Origin of the sequence: Bacillus sp. FSL R10-2780, assembly GCF_038006125.1 — a bacterium.
GTDB lineage: Bacteria > Bacillota > Bacilli > Bacillales > Bacillaceae_G > Bacillus_A > Bacillus_A cereus_U.
Genome location: NZ_JBBOUQ010000001.1, coordinates 1481733 through 1498555, shown reverse-complemented (window position 1 = coordinate 1498555; position 16823 = coordinate 1481733). Strand labels below are relative to the sequence as shown.

Below are 16823 nucleotides of genomic sequence, written 5' to 3'. Positions count from 1 at the left end.
CCAAAATTTCAAAATGAACCTGCCGGAAAAGAGCTAGATAAAAAAACTGAAGAGTTAAAGAGAAAACGAGTTTCAGATAAAAACCTTCAAGAATTAACAGCTCAAGATATAGAAGTGTTGGCTATTAAAAGTAAAATGACTTCGGGTTATCAAATGGCACCTCAAATTATTAAAAAAGATGTTAGTGAAAAGGAATATACTGTGATTAGTGAAAACTTAGCAAATCTCCCAGGTGTAGACGCTTCAGTTGATTGGGAAAGGCTCTATGTAAATGATGGCTTATTCCGTTCAGTCCTTGGAAATGTTTCGAATGCTGATGAAGGTTTACCACGTGAACGATTAGATTATTATTTAGTGCGTGATTATAGCAGGAATGATCGGGTTGGGAAAAGTTACATCGAACAGCAATACGAAGATCTGCTTCATGGTACGAAAAAAGAAGTAAGAAGTATTGCTGATAAACAAGGTAATACAATTAGAACGGAAACCGTTTCTGAAGGGAAAAGCGGCAAGAATTTAACTTTAACAATAGATATGGAATTACAAAAAAAAATAGAAGAGAGCATAGAAAAAATATTAAAGGCATACAAAGGTTCAGAATCGATGTTGGACCGTGCTTTCGTTGTAATGATGAATCCGAAAAATGGTCAAGTATTATCAATGGCTGGGAAAAAGTTAGTAGAAAAAGACGGGAAAACTGAAGTTGAAGATTACGCTTTAGGAACGATGACAAGTTCATATGAGCTTGGATCAACTGTGAAAGGTGCGACAGTATTAACGGGGTTTGAAACAAAAGCTATAACACCAGGTACATACTTTTATGACGCACCTATGAAATTCAAAGGAACTAAGGAGAAAAAGTCTTGGAAAGATTTCGGGAATATTGATGATCTAAGAGCTTTACAAGTTTCTTCTAACGTCTATATGTTTAATACAGCATTAAAAATTGCAGGTGTGGATTATGTAAAAAATAGTTCACTAGATATTAAACAAGAATACTTTGATAAAATGAGATATTATTTCAGGCAATTCGGTTTAGGTGTTCCAACGGGCATTGATTTACCGAATGAAACAGCTGGACAAATAGGGAGAAAAGATAATCAGCCTGGTTTCTTATTAGATTTTTCTATTGGCCAGTACGATACGTATACACCACTTCAGCTTGCACAGTACATTTCTACTATTGCAAATGGTGGGTATCGTATGAAACCACAAATTATTCAAGAGATTAGAGAACAAACTGCGCAAAAAGATGAAATCGGTAAAGTCGTGCACTCATTAGAACCAGTTGTTTTAAATAGAGTGGATATGAAAGAAGATTATATAAATCAAGTAAAAGAAGGATTTAGAAGAGTATTCCAAGAAGGAGATGGAACAGGAGTAAGGGCGTTCCAAAAGGCACCATATAAACCAGCTGGTAAAACAGGGACAGCACAGACAGTATATGGTGGAGAAAGCGACATAGGTAGAAATGATAAAGGTGAACGAATAAAATGTTATAATTTAACATTAGCAGGATATGCGCCCTATGATGATCCAGAAGTAGCATTTTCAGTTGTTGTGCCATGGGTTATAAATGATAAGTCGGGTATTAACTCTGATATTGGAAAAGATGTTTTAGATGCTTATTTCGAATTGAAAAATAAGCGATTAAATGGTGAGGCTACAAAAGTAGATAATTCAAAAGAGAGTTAGAAAGCATGAAACGTTTCTAGTATTTAAATGGACTAGAGACGTTTTTAAATACACCCTGGACTTATGGATGAATCAATTGTGATAGGTAAAGTAGAAATAGTTTATTAGCCAATTGATCAAATGAAAAGAATAAAGTAATTTAGTTCAAGAGTATTCTATTAAGTATTCACCTTTTATATATAAATGCATATATTGATAGCATAGGACAAGCAAAAAAGCTTGTACCTTACCTCACTGAACACTCCTTATCACAGCTAAGCATCTACTTTTGTAGATGCCTTTTTTTATGTTGATGATTGATAATTATTTATCCCGCTATTTTGGGCAGTAAGACTCCCATCTCAAAATTCAGCTGTAAAGCAAAGAAGTTAGGTGGAAGATCGATTGCTCGTAAAATCCCGATTGATGAGGGCTGATAATCAGTGGGGTATGGACAAAACCTCAGCTAATTAAATTTTCACTTTTAAATTGTTATCCGCAAATTGTACAGCTGTATTCGCATGTATATAAGCAGTATCAAAAACAGGAACCGATAGATCACTTTGTGAAATGAGCAAAGGAATTTCTGTACAGCCAAGTAGTATTCCTTCAGCGCCCTTTTGAATTAATGTATTTGTGATTTGTAATAGCTTTTCTTTTGATGTTTCTGAAATAATCCCTCTACTGAGTTCTTGTAAAATGACATGATGGATGAAAGTTCTATCTTCTTCATTTGGGATAATTGTCTCAATGTTGTAATTTGCTAGTCTTGATTTATAGAAGTCTTGTTCCATCGTTTGTTTTGTTCCTAAAAGTCCGATACGATTAATATTATATTCTATCATTTTTTTAGCACTTACATCTCCGATATGGAGGAGTGGTATTGATATTGCCTTTTCTACTTCTTCAGCAAATAGATGTACAGTATTGGAACACATTAGTAAACATTCAGCTCCAGAGTTTTCTACTTTTTTAGCTACTGTGACTAATTCATTTTTCACTTCTTCATATTGATGATTTTGTAATAATGTAGTTATCTCACCAAAGTCCATGCTATATAAAACAAGCTTCGCATTTTGATTACATTGAGAGAGAGTAAGTGTATTAATATGTTTATAGTATAACGATGTCGATTCCCAACTTAGTCCGCCAATTAAGCCAATTACTTTCATCATGCATTCCTCCCGTAACAATTTTGAATTTATTATTTCATAATTCCGATAAGAATACAATGGTTTAAGTGAACTATTTATCGAAAAATAAAAATAGTAAGAAAAGTATTGAAATTATTTATTGTTAGTGCCATAATACAGATTACAAATACATACTTATCCAGAGAGGTAGAGGGAACGGCCCTATGAAGCCTCAGCAACCCCTATGTAAATGCATAGGAAGGTGCTAATTCCGCAGAGGACATTTATATGTCTTTTGAAAGATAAGAGGATTCTTGTACGTGAAAGAAAATGGCCTCTTAATTTAAGGGGTCATTTTTTGTTGTATAGAAAGGAAGTGTCGATGCATAATTCATTTTCAAAATAAATATAGAGTATTAAAAGCGGGATAATAGGAGAGGAGAATTGTAATGAACAAATTAACGACAAAACTAGTAGTAGCAATCGGAATTGGAGCAGCTTTATACGGGGTATTAGGGCTTTGGGGATTTTCTATCGCACCCAATACATTTATTAAACCAGCATTGGCTATATTAACAGTTTTTGGTGCGTTATTTGGCCCAGTAGCAGGACTATTAATAGGGCTTATTGGTCATACCGTTACAGATACAATCGCTGGTTGGGGTATTTGGTGGGGATGGGTGTTTAGTTCGGGGATTATCGGATTTTCAATGGGTCTTATACAAAAAAGAACTGGTTTCAGTGTAAAAAATGGAGCGTATGATAACCGTGATATTTCTTATTTTGCAATAGCGGGGTTAGTTGGAATTGTCATTGCCATTATATTTGCTGGTGCATTCGATATTATTGTGATGGGAGAACCGTTTGACAAAATCGTTATACAAGTACTAGGCGCAACAATTGCAGACGTTATCGTATTTTTAGTTCTTGGCTTACCAATCACGATCGGCTTAGCGAAATCAAATAAGAAACATACACATTTAAAAATTGAAAAGTAGGGATGAATACATGCAACCAATTATATCTTTTGAACAATTTACCTTTCAATATGGGCATGCCGCACAGCCTACTTTAAAAGAAATTACATTTCATATATATCCAGGGGAAAAGGTACTAATAGCTGGAAGAAGTGGTTCAGGTAAGTCAACATTAGCTCATTGTATTAATGGGCTAATCCCATTTTCTTACGAAGGGATTAGTACTGGTAATATTTTAATAGCTGGAAAGGATCCGAGAGAGGGAAGTATTTTTGAACAGAGTAAACATGTAGGAACAATATTACAAGATCAAGATTCACAATTTATTGGTCTTACTGTCGAAGAAGATGTAGCATTTTCATTAGAAAACGAATGTGTAAATCAAAATGAAATGAAAAAAATTGTTAATGATTCTTTAAAAAAAGTAAACATGCAGAATTTTCATGCACAAAGTCCTCATGAATTATCAGGAGGTCAAAAACAGACAGTCTCTCTTGCAGGTCTGCTAACGACAAATGCAGATATATTATTATTTGATGAACCGTTAGCTAACTTAGATCCAGCAAGTAGTTTGAATACTATAGAACTCATTAAAGATATTCATGAGAAATATAATAAAACAATTGTAATTATTGAACATCGAATAGAAGAAATTTTAAACCTTGATTTAGATAAAATTATTTTAATAGATGAGGGAGAAGTTATTGCCATTGGTTCACCGGATAGTATTTTAAATTCTAATATATTACCAAATATTGGACTAAGAGAACCTATTTATATAGAGGCGCTAAAGAAATTAAATTTTGACAGTAATAATGTTAGGGTATTTCCAATTGAAAATCTTCGTAATGCAGGCGTTCATAGCCTATTAAAGAACTGGATGCAGAAGCAAGTTTCATCAAAAAACACATATATTAAAAAAGCTTTATGCAAGATAGAAAATTTATCATTTACGTACAATAACAAACATAGAGCCTTAGAAGATATCAACCTTTCAATAGGAGAGGGAGAAATAGTAGCGTTATTGGGTCATAATGGAGCAGGGAAATCGACATTAGCTCATACTCTTATAGGAATAAATAAAACAAAGAATGGGAGAATAATATTCGATGGAGAAAATATAAATTCTTGGTCTATTCGTAAACGCGGGGAAGTTATTTCTTACGTTATGCAAAACCCAAATCAAATGATTACACAGCCTACTGTTTTAGAAGAGGTTTCATATTCATTAAAATTAAAAAAGGTTTCTAAAGATGAGATTGAGACAAGAATCGAAAAAGCTTTAAGAATTTGTGGATTATACCCATTTCGTAACTGGCCAATTCAGGCATTAAGCTACGGGCAAAAAAAGAGACTAACTATTGCTTCTGTACTTACAACAAACCCAAAACTTATTATATTAGATGAGCCGACAGCTGGGCAAGATTACTACCATTACAAACAGTTTATGTCGTTTATAAGAACATTGGCTGAAAAGGGCATATCCTTTATTTTTATCACACACGATATGAATCTTGCTTTAGAATACGCAAATCGAGCGGTAGTTCTGCATGAAGGGAAAATCATTGCGAACAATACTGTATCTGCTGTTTTAGGGGATCAAGGAACGTTACAAAGAGCTAATCTACGGGAGATTTCATTAATAAAACTAGCTAAATTAAGCGGAATTCCAACTCCAGAAACGTTTGTGAAACTTTATATTGAGGCTAATAGGAGGGAGGAATATGCATAATACGTATTTTTATCGTATGGATGGTGCAGTTAAATTATCTTTATTTATATTTTGTATGACACTCACTTTTTTATTTTTTGATTTTCGTATATTGCTAATGTTATTTATTGTTGGATGTCTCGGCCTCTTAATCGCTAAAATTCAGTTTCGTAAAATTATTGTTGTTTTCAGTGTTATATTTACATTTAGTTTATTAAATTCTGTTATGATTCTTGTTATTACTCCAGCATATGGATCAGAATTAACAGGAACATACACATCTTTTTTTCATATAGGTTATGCAACAATTACATACGAAACATTATTTTTTGCCGCTACACTTTCATTAAAATATTTTACGTTATTACCATTTACACTTCTTTTTATTTATACAACTCATCCAAGTGAATTTGTCAGCAGCTTAAATAAATTTACCATTCCTTATAAAATTACATATGCAATAAATATTGCACTGCGTTATATGCCAAACATTCAATCTGAATATATAATCATTAAACATGCACAGGAGGCAAGAGGCGTACCTTTTGAAAAGGGAGAAGCAAGTTTATGGATTCGTATGAAAAATCGTATTTTGATTTTTTGGCCACTTATTATTCATTCTTTAGAAAGAATTGATACGGTTTCAAATGCAATGGATTTAAGAGGGTTTGGAAAGAAAGACAAACGTACGTGGTACTATGCAAAGAATGCTCAAAAAGTAGATTACATCACTCTTTTTGTTGGTATTATCATTTTAATTATTGCAGTGTACTTAAAAGTAAATGTATTCAAGAGTTTCTGGTACCCATTTTAAAGCACTCTCAATAGAGTGCTTTTACTAATTTTATGAAGACATGCTCAAAAAAGGGAGATACACATACTGTATAATACGAACCAGTTAAAATAATCAACTACCTATTAGTTTTCAAACCAAAAGGAGGAAAAAATATGAGTTTCGGCGGTTCTTGTGGTTTTGGTGGAGGTTTCGCATTATTAGTTGTGTTATTTATTTTATTAATTATTGTTGGATGTAGCTGTTGGAGCTAAGGGTACTAATTTCTAATTAGTCTCTCCAAAATGTAAACTTTAAAAAACATAGCAGATACTTTTTGTATCGAAATAAATGAAAAAGGAGCTTAATAGCTCCTTTTTCATTTATTATACGAAATCTCTTCATTACTGTATTTAGGTAATGTGATAGTTAAAGTAGTTCCTTTATTTATAACACTTCGGATTTTCAATGTGCCTCGCATCGTTTCGATAATTTTTACAGCAACCATCGTTCCTAAACCCGTACCTTTCGTTTTTGTACTAAAATATGGTTCGCCAAATCGATTAATTTGCTCTTGCGACATTCCAATTCCACTATCTTGAATTCTTATTATGACCTTATTATTACTAACAGTTGCAGAAATAATTAGATTACCACCATTTGGCATTGCTTCTATACTATTTTTTATTAAATTTAAAAAACATTGATGGAAGTGCTGTGTATTACCAATAATTGTGCCCTCTGAGAACTCTTTTGTAATATTAATATTATTCATGTTACAAAAAGGCAACATCATATTAATAACTCGATTTAATTCGTGCTCCACTGAAATATGATCTAGTTTTTCTGAAGCCGGTTTGGCAAAAGTTAAGTAATCATCAATAATTGCTTGTGCACGATTTAACTCTTCAAGAATATGTTCAATATACTCATCTCTGGATTGTTGAGTTATATTTGGTGTTTTTAAAAGTTGTGTAAATCCTTTTACAACAGTCAATGGATTCCTTACTTCATGTGAAATACTTGCAGCGAGTTGGCTGACAATCTCCATTTTTTCAACTTTTATTAATTTTGATCGCATGAATATTGCATCTTTTAAAACTTCATTAAAATAGACCATAAATAATATTAAAATAGTGGGTAGTAGAATGAAATAAATAATGTACAAATTATTCACTTCAAAATCTGATAGAGTTAAAACAATTACTGTTGTAAATATTGCAAGGAAAAAAGTTAAAAACATAGATGAAGCTACTTTGGTTTTCCGATTGTATGTTTTAAATTTTGATGATGCGAATGCTGTAATTATTAACATCGTTCCATAAACAATGATTGTTAACAGGCTAAAACCATAAAACATAAAACGTGTAATTAATAAAATCATGAGTAATGCAATACCGACAGGAAATCCACCATAAAGTGTACCAATTAAAAAGGGTATTTGTCTTAAATCATGAATACAATTTTCATCCATATAGATAGGGTACCGCATACATAAAATTAGTGGGATGCTCGTACAAAGAATGATAAGTAGTTTCTTATATTTCTTCCCGAAGTACCCACTATCATAAATAAAATAAAAAACAAAAATACTGCTTAAAATATAAAGAAGATTATTTAAAACATTTTGATTAATGTAAACAAAGTTCATAATACATGCCCCGTTATCCTGAATTTCAATCCCATATGTATTATACATTATAAAAGTACAAGTTTTACATGTACTTTTATAATGTATGTAGTTTTTATAACTTTTCAGTGTTATAGACTTTTAACCATGCATTATTAAACTCTTCCATTGACGCATAGCGCTTACTACGATTTTCATTTACAGCACGGTATGCTACTTCATATAATCCTTCGCCAGCTTCCCATTTTATAAAGGAACGATCTTGCCCGCCACCTAAAAGTGCAAAAGCTATAGCCCCCATACTAAATACGTTTGTTTTTCCATCTATTATAGAGTTAAGTTGAAACTCTTCAGGTGACATAAAACGAGATGATCCCCACAGTCGCCCCATCTTATTTACATACGGTGTGTTACTGTATAAATCAATATCACAAATTTTTGTTTCATTAGTTTTAAAGTTGTATAAAATACTACCGTCATAAAAATCAATAGCTACATAGTGTTTGTGTTCAACGTAAGTATGGAAATTAAAAATAGAATTTAATGAAATCAGTCTGTCTTTAACGGATAATTTCTTATATTTATAAAATGGTGAATTAGGATCATTGTATTTTGCTGGGGGTGGGAAATTCCAGTGCGGGTGAAGACATTCACCGTCAAACCAATCAAAAATCAAAACATATCCATGTTGTAAAGGGTAGTGATCAATTAAATTTATAAGAGAAACGTGTTTTAATTCATTGTATATAGTAACTGAGTTTTTTAATCTTTTTATAGCTTCATTTGTAGAAGCATTATATGCGAGTGTTTGTGCCCCTGCATATTTAATAAACTTCTTTTTCCCATTCTTTTCAACACCGAAACTTATATTACCGGAATCTTGTTGGTCAAAAACTGCAAATACTGTTCCTAGTTTCGTAAGCCAATCAAAATTATGATGTTTTTTTAGTTGGAATGTGACAGTATTTAATTGAATTTCAACTGGAATATCTTTCATGATTCACCTCATATTTAGTATAATTAAGTTGTCTATTATAATATTCGACATATTTTGTAAAATCCCTATGTTAATACAATTAAATTTTATAAATATAATGATGTATAGTTATAAGGAGGAAAGAAAATGGATGGGAAAATCTTAATTAAACCGTACGAACATTATTGGCATACAGAGTTTTTAAATGAAAAAAATAAAATTGTGCCGTTACTAAATGAAGAAATTATTGCTATTGAACATATAGGAAGCACGGCCGTAGAAGGATTAGGGGCTAAACCGCTTATTGATATGATGATTGGCGTAACAAATTTACAAATTACCGAAAATTGGAGGGAACCCCTAGCGGAAATTGGCTATGAATATGTTCCAAAAGAAACACTTAATTGGCGTTTTTTTAGAAAAGGGAAATGGAGAGCGGGTAGTCATCACTTACATGTGTATATTTATAATAGTGAGGAATGGAAGAACAACCTCTTATTTAGAGATTTTCTCATAAATAATGAATGGGCACGAAAAGAATATAGTGAATTAAAAGAGAAACTTGCTGCTACATATCCTTTTGATCGTGTTTCATATACAAATGCGAAAGCCCCGTTTATTCGAAATATATTAACATTGGCCAAAAAGAGTATTAACAAAGTATAAGTAGTATCAATTAAAGTCCTTCCTACAAAAAAGTGTGGGGAGGATTTTGTTTTTTCATCATAATGATTTTTATTATTTTTTAGTTGTTACAATCAGATTATTTTATTTATTTCGATATTTTTAGTGCATTAAAATTATTAAGGGGGATTATTAATGAACGCTATTGTACATCAACATAAAAAAGGATTAGACGGTTTAGAATATAAATTATCACCTGAGATAACTCCTAACATTGGAGAGGTTAAAGTGAGATTAAAAGCAGCAGGTTTAAATCATCGTGATTTATTTATAATGAATAATAGGAAAGAAATGGAACTACCATTAGTTTTAGAGTCAGATGGTGCAGGTATTGTTATAGAACTAGGAGAAGGAGTTTCAAATATTTCACTACATACCGAGGTTATTATTAACCCTAGTATTGGATGGAATAATATTCATGAAATACCAGAGTTACCTGAAGTATTAGGTGGACCAGCAAATGGTACGTTTACCGAATATGTTATTGTACCAGCTGAAAATATAGTAAAAAAGCCACCATATCTTACATGGGAAGAATCTGGTGTTTTATCTTTATCGGCATTAACTGCATATAGAGCGCTTTTTACAAAAGGTAGATTGAAATCTGAAGAACATGTTCTAATTGCGGGAATTGGCGGTGGTGTAGCTACTTATGCTATGTTATTTGCTAAAGCAATTGGAGCAAAGGTAAGTGTTACTTCAAGGATAGAGAGTAAAAGAAAGACTGCAGAAAACTATGGCGCAGATTTTTCATTTAATAGTTCTGGTATTTGGGAAGAGTGCTTACATGGAGAAAAAGTAGATTTAATTATAGATAGTATAGGTCCGGCGACTTTCTTGAAATATTTTGATGTATTAAAACCAAACGGAAGAATTGTTAATTTTGGTGCAAGTTCAGGAGATAAAATTGAATTACCGTTACGAGCATTATTTTATAATCAAATCGATATTATGGGAACATCAATGGGGAGCAGTGAGGAATTTAATGAGATGATTCATTTTATAGAGGAACATAATATTAAACCAATCATTGATAAAGTATATCCATTAGAAGAAGCAATTCAAGCTTTAAATCGAATGCAACAAGGAGAACAATTCGGTAATATTGCCCTTCGTATGGAATGAAAATATGATTTCGTTGACAGTATATTGAAATGAACATGTTAAGTATTCTGTTCATGCATAGAGTGATTACCATACTATTTTAAATGTTTTATAGCCTTTATACATATTTAGCTCTTGCAAATAGTTACACGAATGTCAAATGAATAGTAGCAAAATGAGAATTTGATGAGAAAAGCTTAAGCCCATTTTCATATTGATGTTGTATACTGTGTAAATCAAGAACACTTGTATCTTTATTTAAAGTACAATGAGAAATAATAAGGAGAGAGTAATATGAATTACACAGTATTTCAATGGATTAATAATTTTGCTGGATCATCCAAGCTATTAGATACGCTAATGATCGCTATTACAAATAGTGCTGCATATGTAGCTATTCTATTTATGCTTATCCTATGGTTCAATAACGGAAAGAAAGAGAATGCAATTAAAAAACAATATACAGTATTATATACAACACTTTCAGTCAGTATTGCATTATTAGTAAATGTTCTTATACATTCGGTATATTATCATCCGCGTCCTTTTATTACACATCATGTCAATCAATTAGTACCGCATGCAGCAGATTCATCATTTGTAAGTGATCATTCTGTACTTGTATTTTCGATTGCTTTCGTATTTATTCTAAGAGGAGAAAAACTTAAATATATCGCGCTTATATGGGCAATATTAGTCGGTGTATCACGCATGTACGTAGGTGTTCATTATCCTCTAGATATACTTGGGGCTGCGTTCTTAACATTTATTACAAGTGGATTAGTAATACAAAGCACACGTATACTTGAACCGTTAGCTAGTTTAATTTTCAAAATGTACGCACTAGTAGCAAAACGAGTGCCATTTTTAGCGAAATATAACCATATAGCTTAATCGTAAGAACCTACAAAAAAGTAGGTTCTTTTTATTTGAAGATTCTTAAATTTCACTTACCGTATTTTATATTAAAAATACAAAATTAATAAAAAACAAATAGCAACAGAACTGGTTTTCTTATTGTTATAGAGGAATTAGTAAAAAAACTTCGAAAAATATAGTATCTACTATATTAAAGAACATATTTAGTAGCGCATCTTTGCATTAATACATTGGAAAAGAAAGGAGATAAGTATGCATAAACTTCAAACGAATAAAGGCGCTCGATATATGATGATTGCTTTTATTGTTTTGTTTCTTACTATGCTTTTACGTATATTTTATATTCAAGCAGTAGGAGTCGTGCATAATGTTAATGTAAAAGATCTTGCGAAGGAACAACAAAATAAAAATGGAGTTTTAGAGGCAAATCGCGGGACAATTTATGATCAAAACGGGAAAGTATTAGTCCAAGACTCAACGACATATCGCATCGTTGTAAACCTAAAAGGAAAAGATAAATTAAAAGATAAAGAAGATACCGCACAACGTTTAGCAGATGCGCTTGAAGTTGATAAAGAGGAGATCATGAAAAATTTTCACGAAGGACGTACGCAAGTTGAAATTGGTAAAATTGGACGTAACTTATCTAGAGAAGCGAAGGAAGAGATTAATAATTTGAAAATACCAGGTGTATCTTTCACAACAGAAAAAGCCAGAGTATACCCAAATGAAGATTTCGCCTCGTATATACTTGGTTTTGCAAGACCAGACGATAAAGGTAATGCGGTGGGGAAGTTTGGGCTTGAAGAAAGTTTGGATAAATATTTGCGCTCTACAAATGGTAATGTTTCATATGTAGGTTCAAGAAAAGGAATCCCACTTACAAATGATATAGGAAAAGTAGAACCTGCTAAAAATGGAAATAACGTATATCTTACGCTTGATAAACAAATTAATAGTTTTTTAGAAGACGCGATGAATAAAGCGGCGCAACACTATGATCCTTCTATGTTAGTAGGTATTATTGCGGATCCAAAAACAGGTAAGATTTTAGCAATGTCTAGTAAGCCTAGTTATAATCCTAACAAAGGAGACATTGAATATTTTTTAAACGATCCAATTGCGAATGCATTCGAACCAGGGTCTACAATGAAAGTTTTTACATTAGCTGCTGCAATTAATGAAGGTGTATATAACGGGAAAGAATATTTCCAATCAGGAAAATATGCAGTTGGTTCAGCAGAGATTAAAGATCATAATGGCGGCTATGGATGGGGTTCAATTACATTTGATGAAGGGTTTGAACGGTCATCGAACGTTGCTTTTTCTATTTTAGAAGATCAGTTACTGAAACCAAATAAATTCAAGCAATATATGAATTTATTTGGTTTCAATCAAAAAACAGGGATAGATTTGCCTGGAGAAAGTAAAAATACATTATTGTTAAATACTCAAATTCAACAAGTTACTACATCTTTCGGCCAAGGCTCAACTGTAACTCCTATTCAAATAGTACAAGCGGCCACAGCTATAGCAAATGACGGGAAAATGATGCAACCTTATATTGTTGATAAGGTTGTAAATCCAACAAATAAACAAGTTATTATGGAAAATCAACCTAAAGAAATAGGGAATCCGATTAAAAAAGAAACCGCAGATAAGGTAAGGAACTTAATGGAGCGTGTTATAACATCATCTAAAGGAACGGGAACGATGTATAAAATTGATGGTTATCCGATTGGTGGTAAAACAGGGACAGCGCAAATTCCGAATCCTGAAAATGGACGATATATGGAAGGGAAAGATAATTATATTTTTTCATTCTTAGGAATGGCTCCAATTGATGATCCGCAATTAGTCGTATATTTAGCCATTAAGCAACCTAAATTAAAGGGGAATGAATACGGTGCTCAGCCTCTTGCTGAAATTTTTAAACCAGTTATGAAAAATAGTCTAGAATATTTAAAAGTGAAACCATATACAGAAAAGAAAATGGCAGATGCAACAAAGCAATCTGAAATAAAAGTACAAAATTATGTAAATCAAACGATGGATACGGTGAAAAACATTGCAGAAAAAGAGAAACTTCAGCCGGTATTATTAGGAGAAGGAAAGATAATAAAACAATATCCACAGACTGGCGAGGTAATGAGTGAAGGGGATCGCATATTTTTAGTAGGAAGTAATGTGAAAATGCCTAACCTAAAAGGTTGGTCAATGCGTGATGTTATGTATTTCTCTAAGTTGCTGAAATTAGATGTAAAAACAACAGGTACAGGGTATGTAACGAGTCAAAGCATTGAAAAGGGAGAATATATACAAGAAGGTGATACTTTAAAACTAGATTTGGAACCGCCTCTAGAACCATTAGCAGAAGCGAGTACAAATTAATATCGAATTTTGTAAGAGTCTATAGTATAATAGGCTCTTTTTTTTAGAGTTACAAGCAATTTCACGCACCGTATTTTTTAATAAATAAAAAATCAAGTTACAAAATTATAAAGGATGCTCACTTTTAAAAAAACTGATTATTCTTTTTAATTATTTACAATATAAAACCTATGTGATAATATGGAAAAAACCAAATGCAGTGAAGAGAAGAGTAAATAAAATGAATTTTTCACAGAGAGCTCTATTTAGCTGAAAAGGAGCAAAAATTCTTTATTGAACCAAGCCTCTGAGCAGCACATCGGAACCTTTTAAAAGTGGATGGTGTGACGGGAGCTCCCGTTATAGAGATAAGGTATAAGCATGAAAATAGTGCAGTACCTGATAAGGTTAATATGGTGACATATTAACAAACTAGGGTGGCACCGCGATGATAAATCTCGTCCCTAAGACTAAAAGTCTTGGGGGTGGGATTTTTTTATTGTTTTAAAACAATTTAGAAAGCGGGTGCCTAAAGTGAAAAAATTACTTGAAGATTGGAAATATCCTTTATTACTATTGTCCGGAGTTGGTATTGCGAATTTAGGTGCATGGATTTATTTAATCGCACTGAATGTACTTGTCTATAATATGGGTGGCTCAGCCTTAGCTGTCGCTACTTTATATGTGATAAAACCATTAGCCACTTTATTTACAAACGCTTGGTCAGGAAGTATGATAGATCGTTTAAATAAACGAAAGTTAATGATTCACCTCGATATATATCGAGCAGTATTTATCGCTATTTTACCCTTGGTTCCATCCCTTTGGATTGTCTATCTCTTAGTATTTTTTATAAGCATGGCCAGTGCGATTTATGAACCAACTGCTATGACATATATGACGAAATTAATTCCAGTAGAGCAAAGACAACGTTTCAACTCACTACGTAGTTTAATAGGATCTGGTGCATTTTTAATTGGTCCAGCAGTAGCGGGGATATTATTAATAACTGGTACACCAGAGTTTGCTATATATATGAATGCTATAGCATTTCTGTTATCAGGGTTAATTACATTACTTTTACCTGATCTTGATAAAAAATACGATTCTAATACATCAAGTGATAAGTTATCTCTAACTGTACTAAAAAAAGATTGGAACATAGTTTTAAATTTCAGCAAAAAATCTGTGTATATAGGATGTGTTTATTTCCTATTCCAAGGAATGATGGTTTTAGCTACCGCTATAGATTCACTTGAACTATCATTTGCGAAAGAAGTTTTATTGTTAACAGATAGTGAGTATGGCTTCCTAGTTAGTATCGCTGGAGCGGGTTTTATTTTAGGAGCCATAACAAATACAATTTTATCAAAAAAATTAGCACCTTCATTTCTAATTGGGATAGGATCATTATTCATTGCAATCGGATATTTGATTTATGCTTTTTCAAGTGAGTTTTTAATAGCTGCTATCGGATTCTTTGTTTTATCTTTCTCTATGGCATATGCAAATACGGGATTTTACACATTTTATCAAAATAACGTTCCGGTTCATATGATGGGACGAATCGGGAGTATATACGGGCTCGTTATAGCTGTTTTTACAATTTTTATAACGATTCTGTTCGGCGTTGCAACTCAATTCACTTCTATACAACTTGTAGTCATTGTAGGAGTATTGGTAATGCTACTTATTACTATCATATTGTGCGTGTTTACTTTATTACCATCGCGGTCTAAGGTATATTCCGCTGAATCAATAAATTCGAAATAGTTCCCTTGGTTTTTATTTGAAAATTAGGGGGTTGAATAGGAGGTTTCTTTCCCCTATATATGGAAAAATAATAAGAGGAAAGAACAATACCAATAAATAAGGGTGGTTATTATGATAAAAACAAAAGATCAAATAGAGAAAATTGTAAAAGAAATACATCGGAATATAGATTTTTCTGGGGTAGTCTTAATAAAAAAAGATGATGATATTATTTATGAAAATTCATTTGGATATGCTAACCGAAGTGAATGTATAAACAATACACTACAAACAAGATTTGGAATTGCCTCAGGATGTAAATTATTCACTGCTATCAGTATCTGTCAACTTGTTGAAAGAGGTGTAATTACTTTTCATACAAAGTTAAAAGATTGTCTACATATTAAATTCCCAAACTTTAATGAAGATATTACAGTACATCAACTTTTAACGCATAGTTCGGGTATTCCAGATTATTTTGATGAAAGTATCATGGATAACTTTGAAGATCTTTGGAAACAAACCCCTATGTATCTTTTAAAAAGTTTAAAAGGCTTTTTACCATTATTCCAAAACAGTAATATGATGTTTACACCAGGAAGTAAGTTTTACTATAACAATGCAGGTTTTATTATACTTGGATTAATTATAGAACAGCAGACAGGACTTGAATTTACGGAATATATAGAAAGAAACATATTCGTTCCAGTTGGCATGAATGATTCAGGCTATTTTTCTTTAGATAATTTACCAAAACATACAACTCTCGGATATATAAAGGATGTAAATAGTCAAAAATGGAGAACAAATGCATACTCTATACCCATAAAAGGAGGTTCTGATGGTGGTGCTTATATTACTGCACCAGACATGGTGAAATTTTGGGAAGCTCTATTTAACAACGAAATATTAAGCCACGAATATACGAAGTTACTTTTAACTCCTCATATTTTGGTGAATAATAGCCAGTCTTACGGCTATGGAATATGGATTGAGAAAAGACACGGAAATATTTTTAAATATCATGTAATGGGATATGATCCAGGCGTGAGTTTCCGCTCGGCCGTATACCCGGACTTAGGAATTACATTAGTTATTCCATCAAATAAAGGGGCAGGACCCGAAAAATTCATGGTAGAAATAGAAGGAGTTTTTTAATTA

13 protein-coding genes, 1 pseudogene, 1 riboswitch and 1 other annotated feature are annotated in these 16823 nt (G+C 32.3%); of the genes and pseudogenes, 11 read left to right on the top strand and 3 right to left on the bottom strand.

The annotated features are described in order from the left end of the window. Nucleotides 1-9: 9 nt before the first annotated feature. Nucleotides 10-1695 (top strand): annotated as a pseudogene (locus NSQ47_RS07740) (peptidoglycan D,D-transpeptidase FtsI family protein); the annotation flags it as partial. Nucleotides 1696-2144: 449 nt separating this feature from the next. Here NSQ47_RS07740 and NSQ47_RS07735 read toward each other — a convergent pair. Then, the gene (locus NSQ47_RS07735; protein WP_199714872.1) at nucleotides 2145-2849 is read right to left on the bottom strand and encodes an aspartate/glutamate racemase family protein; all 705 of its coding nucleotides are present in this window, start codon (nucleotides 2847-2849) and stop codon (nucleotides 2145-2147) included. A gap of 150 nt (nucleotides 2850-2999) precedes the next feature. After that, nucleotides 3000-3116, top strand: a riboswitch (SAM riboswitch). Nucleotides 3117-3256: 140 nt separating this feature from the next. Between NSQ47_RS07735 and NSQ47_RS07730 the strand changes: the two genes are divergently transcribed. From NSQ47_RS07730 to NSQ47_RS07715, 4 genes are all read left to right on the top strand, one after another. Further along, nucleotides 3257-3805, top strand: coding sequence for an ECF-type riboflavin transporter substrate-binding protein (locus NSQ47_RS07730; protein ID WP_341036546.1), 549 nt, complete (start codon nucleotides 3257-3259; stop codon nucleotides 3803-3805). A 10-nt stretch (nucleotides 3806-3815) separates the two neighbouring features. Next, a complete protein-coding gene (locus NSQ47_RS07725; protein ID WP_341036544.1) occupies nucleotides 3816-5516 on the top strand; it encodes an ABC transporter ATP-binding protein in 1701 nt (566 codons plus the stop codon). Then, nucleotides 5509-6309 carry an energy-coupling factor transporter transmembrane component T family protein gene (locus NSQ47_RS07720; RefSeq protein WP_341036543.1) on the top strand — a complete coding sequence of 267 codons (801 nt, stop codon included), beginning with the start codon at nucleotides 5509-5511 and terminating at the stop codon, nucleotides 6307-6309. Before NSQ47_RS07725 ends, NSQ47_RS07720 begins: the two co-directional genes overlap by 8 nt. A 134-nt stretch (nucleotides 6310-6443) precedes the next feature. Beyond that, nucleotides 6444-6542 (top strand): YjcZ family sporulation protein, encoded by a 99-nt coding sequence (locus NSQ47_RS07715; RefSeq protein ID WP_000007808.1) that lies wholly within the window; start codon nucleotides 6444-6446, stop codon nucleotides 6540-6542. Between the two features lie 104 nt (nucleotides 6543-6646). On the opposite strand, the gene NSQ47_RS07710 is transcribed toward NSQ47_RS07715, so the two are convergent. Then, nucleotides 6647-7966: a sensor histidine kinase gene (locus NSQ47_RS07710; protein ID WP_002161594.1), complete on the bottom strand. Its 1320-nt coding sequence runs from the start codon at nucleotides 7964-7966 to the stop codon at nucleotides 6647-6649. A gap of 46 nt (nucleotides 7967-8012) precedes the next feature. Next, nucleotides 8013-8894 (bottom strand): protein kinase domain-containing protein, encoded by an 882-nt coding sequence (locus NSQ47_RS07705; protein WP_341036540.1) that lies wholly within the window; start codon nucleotides 8892-8894, stop codon nucleotides 8013-8015. 126 nt (nucleotides 8895-9020) lie between these two features. On the opposite strand from NSQ47_RS07705, the gene NSQ47_RS07700 reads away from it, so the two are divergent. From NSQ47_RS07700 to NSQ47_RS07675, 6 genes are all read left to right on the top strand, one after another. Then, a complete protein-coding gene (locus tag NSQ47_RS07700) occupies nucleotides 9021-9539 on the top strand; it encodes a GrpB family protein (RefSeq protein ID WP_002161596.1) in 519 nt (172 codons plus the stop codon). Nucleotides 9540-9692: 153 nt separating this feature from the next. Continuing rightward, nucleotides 9693-10682: a zinc-binding dehydrogenase gene (locus NSQ47_RS07695; protein ID WP_341036538.1), complete on the top strand. Its 990-nt coding sequence runs from the start codon at nucleotides 9693-9695 to the stop codon at nucleotides 10680-10682. 273 nt (nucleotides 10683-10955) lie between these two features. Continuing rightward, entirely contained in the window at nucleotides 10956-11555 is a 600-nt protein-coding gene (locus NSQ47_RS07690) for an undecaprenyl-diphosphatase (protein ID WP_341036535.1), read from the top strand. Between the two features lie 237 nt (nucleotides 11556-11792). Beyond that, nucleotides 11793-13931: a penicillin-binding protein gene (locus NSQ47_RS07685; RefSeq protein ID WP_341036534.1), complete on the top strand. Its 2139-nt coding sequence runs from the start codon at nucleotides 11793-11795 to the stop codon at nucleotides 13929-13931. Nucleotides 13932-14121: 190 nt separating this feature from the next. Then, nucleotides 14122-14379: a binding site (T-box leader), on the top strand. A 65-nt stretch (nucleotides 14380-14444) separates the two neighbouring features. Next, the gene (locus NSQ47_RS07680; RefSeq protein ID WP_016120295.1) at nucleotides 14445-15683 is read left to right on the top strand and encodes an MFS transporter; all 1239 of its coding nucleotides are present in this window, start codon (nucleotides 14445-14447) and stop codon (nucleotides 15681-15683) included. A gap of 111 nt (nucleotides 15684-15794) precedes the next feature. Then, the gene (locus NSQ47_RS07675) at nucleotides 15795-16820 is read left to right on the top strand and encodes a serine hydrolase domain-containing protein (RefSeq protein WP_341036532.1); all 1026 of its coding nucleotides are present in this window, start codon (nucleotides 15795-15797) and stop codon (nucleotides 16818-16820) included. Nucleotides 16821-16823 lie beyond the last annotated feature (3 nt).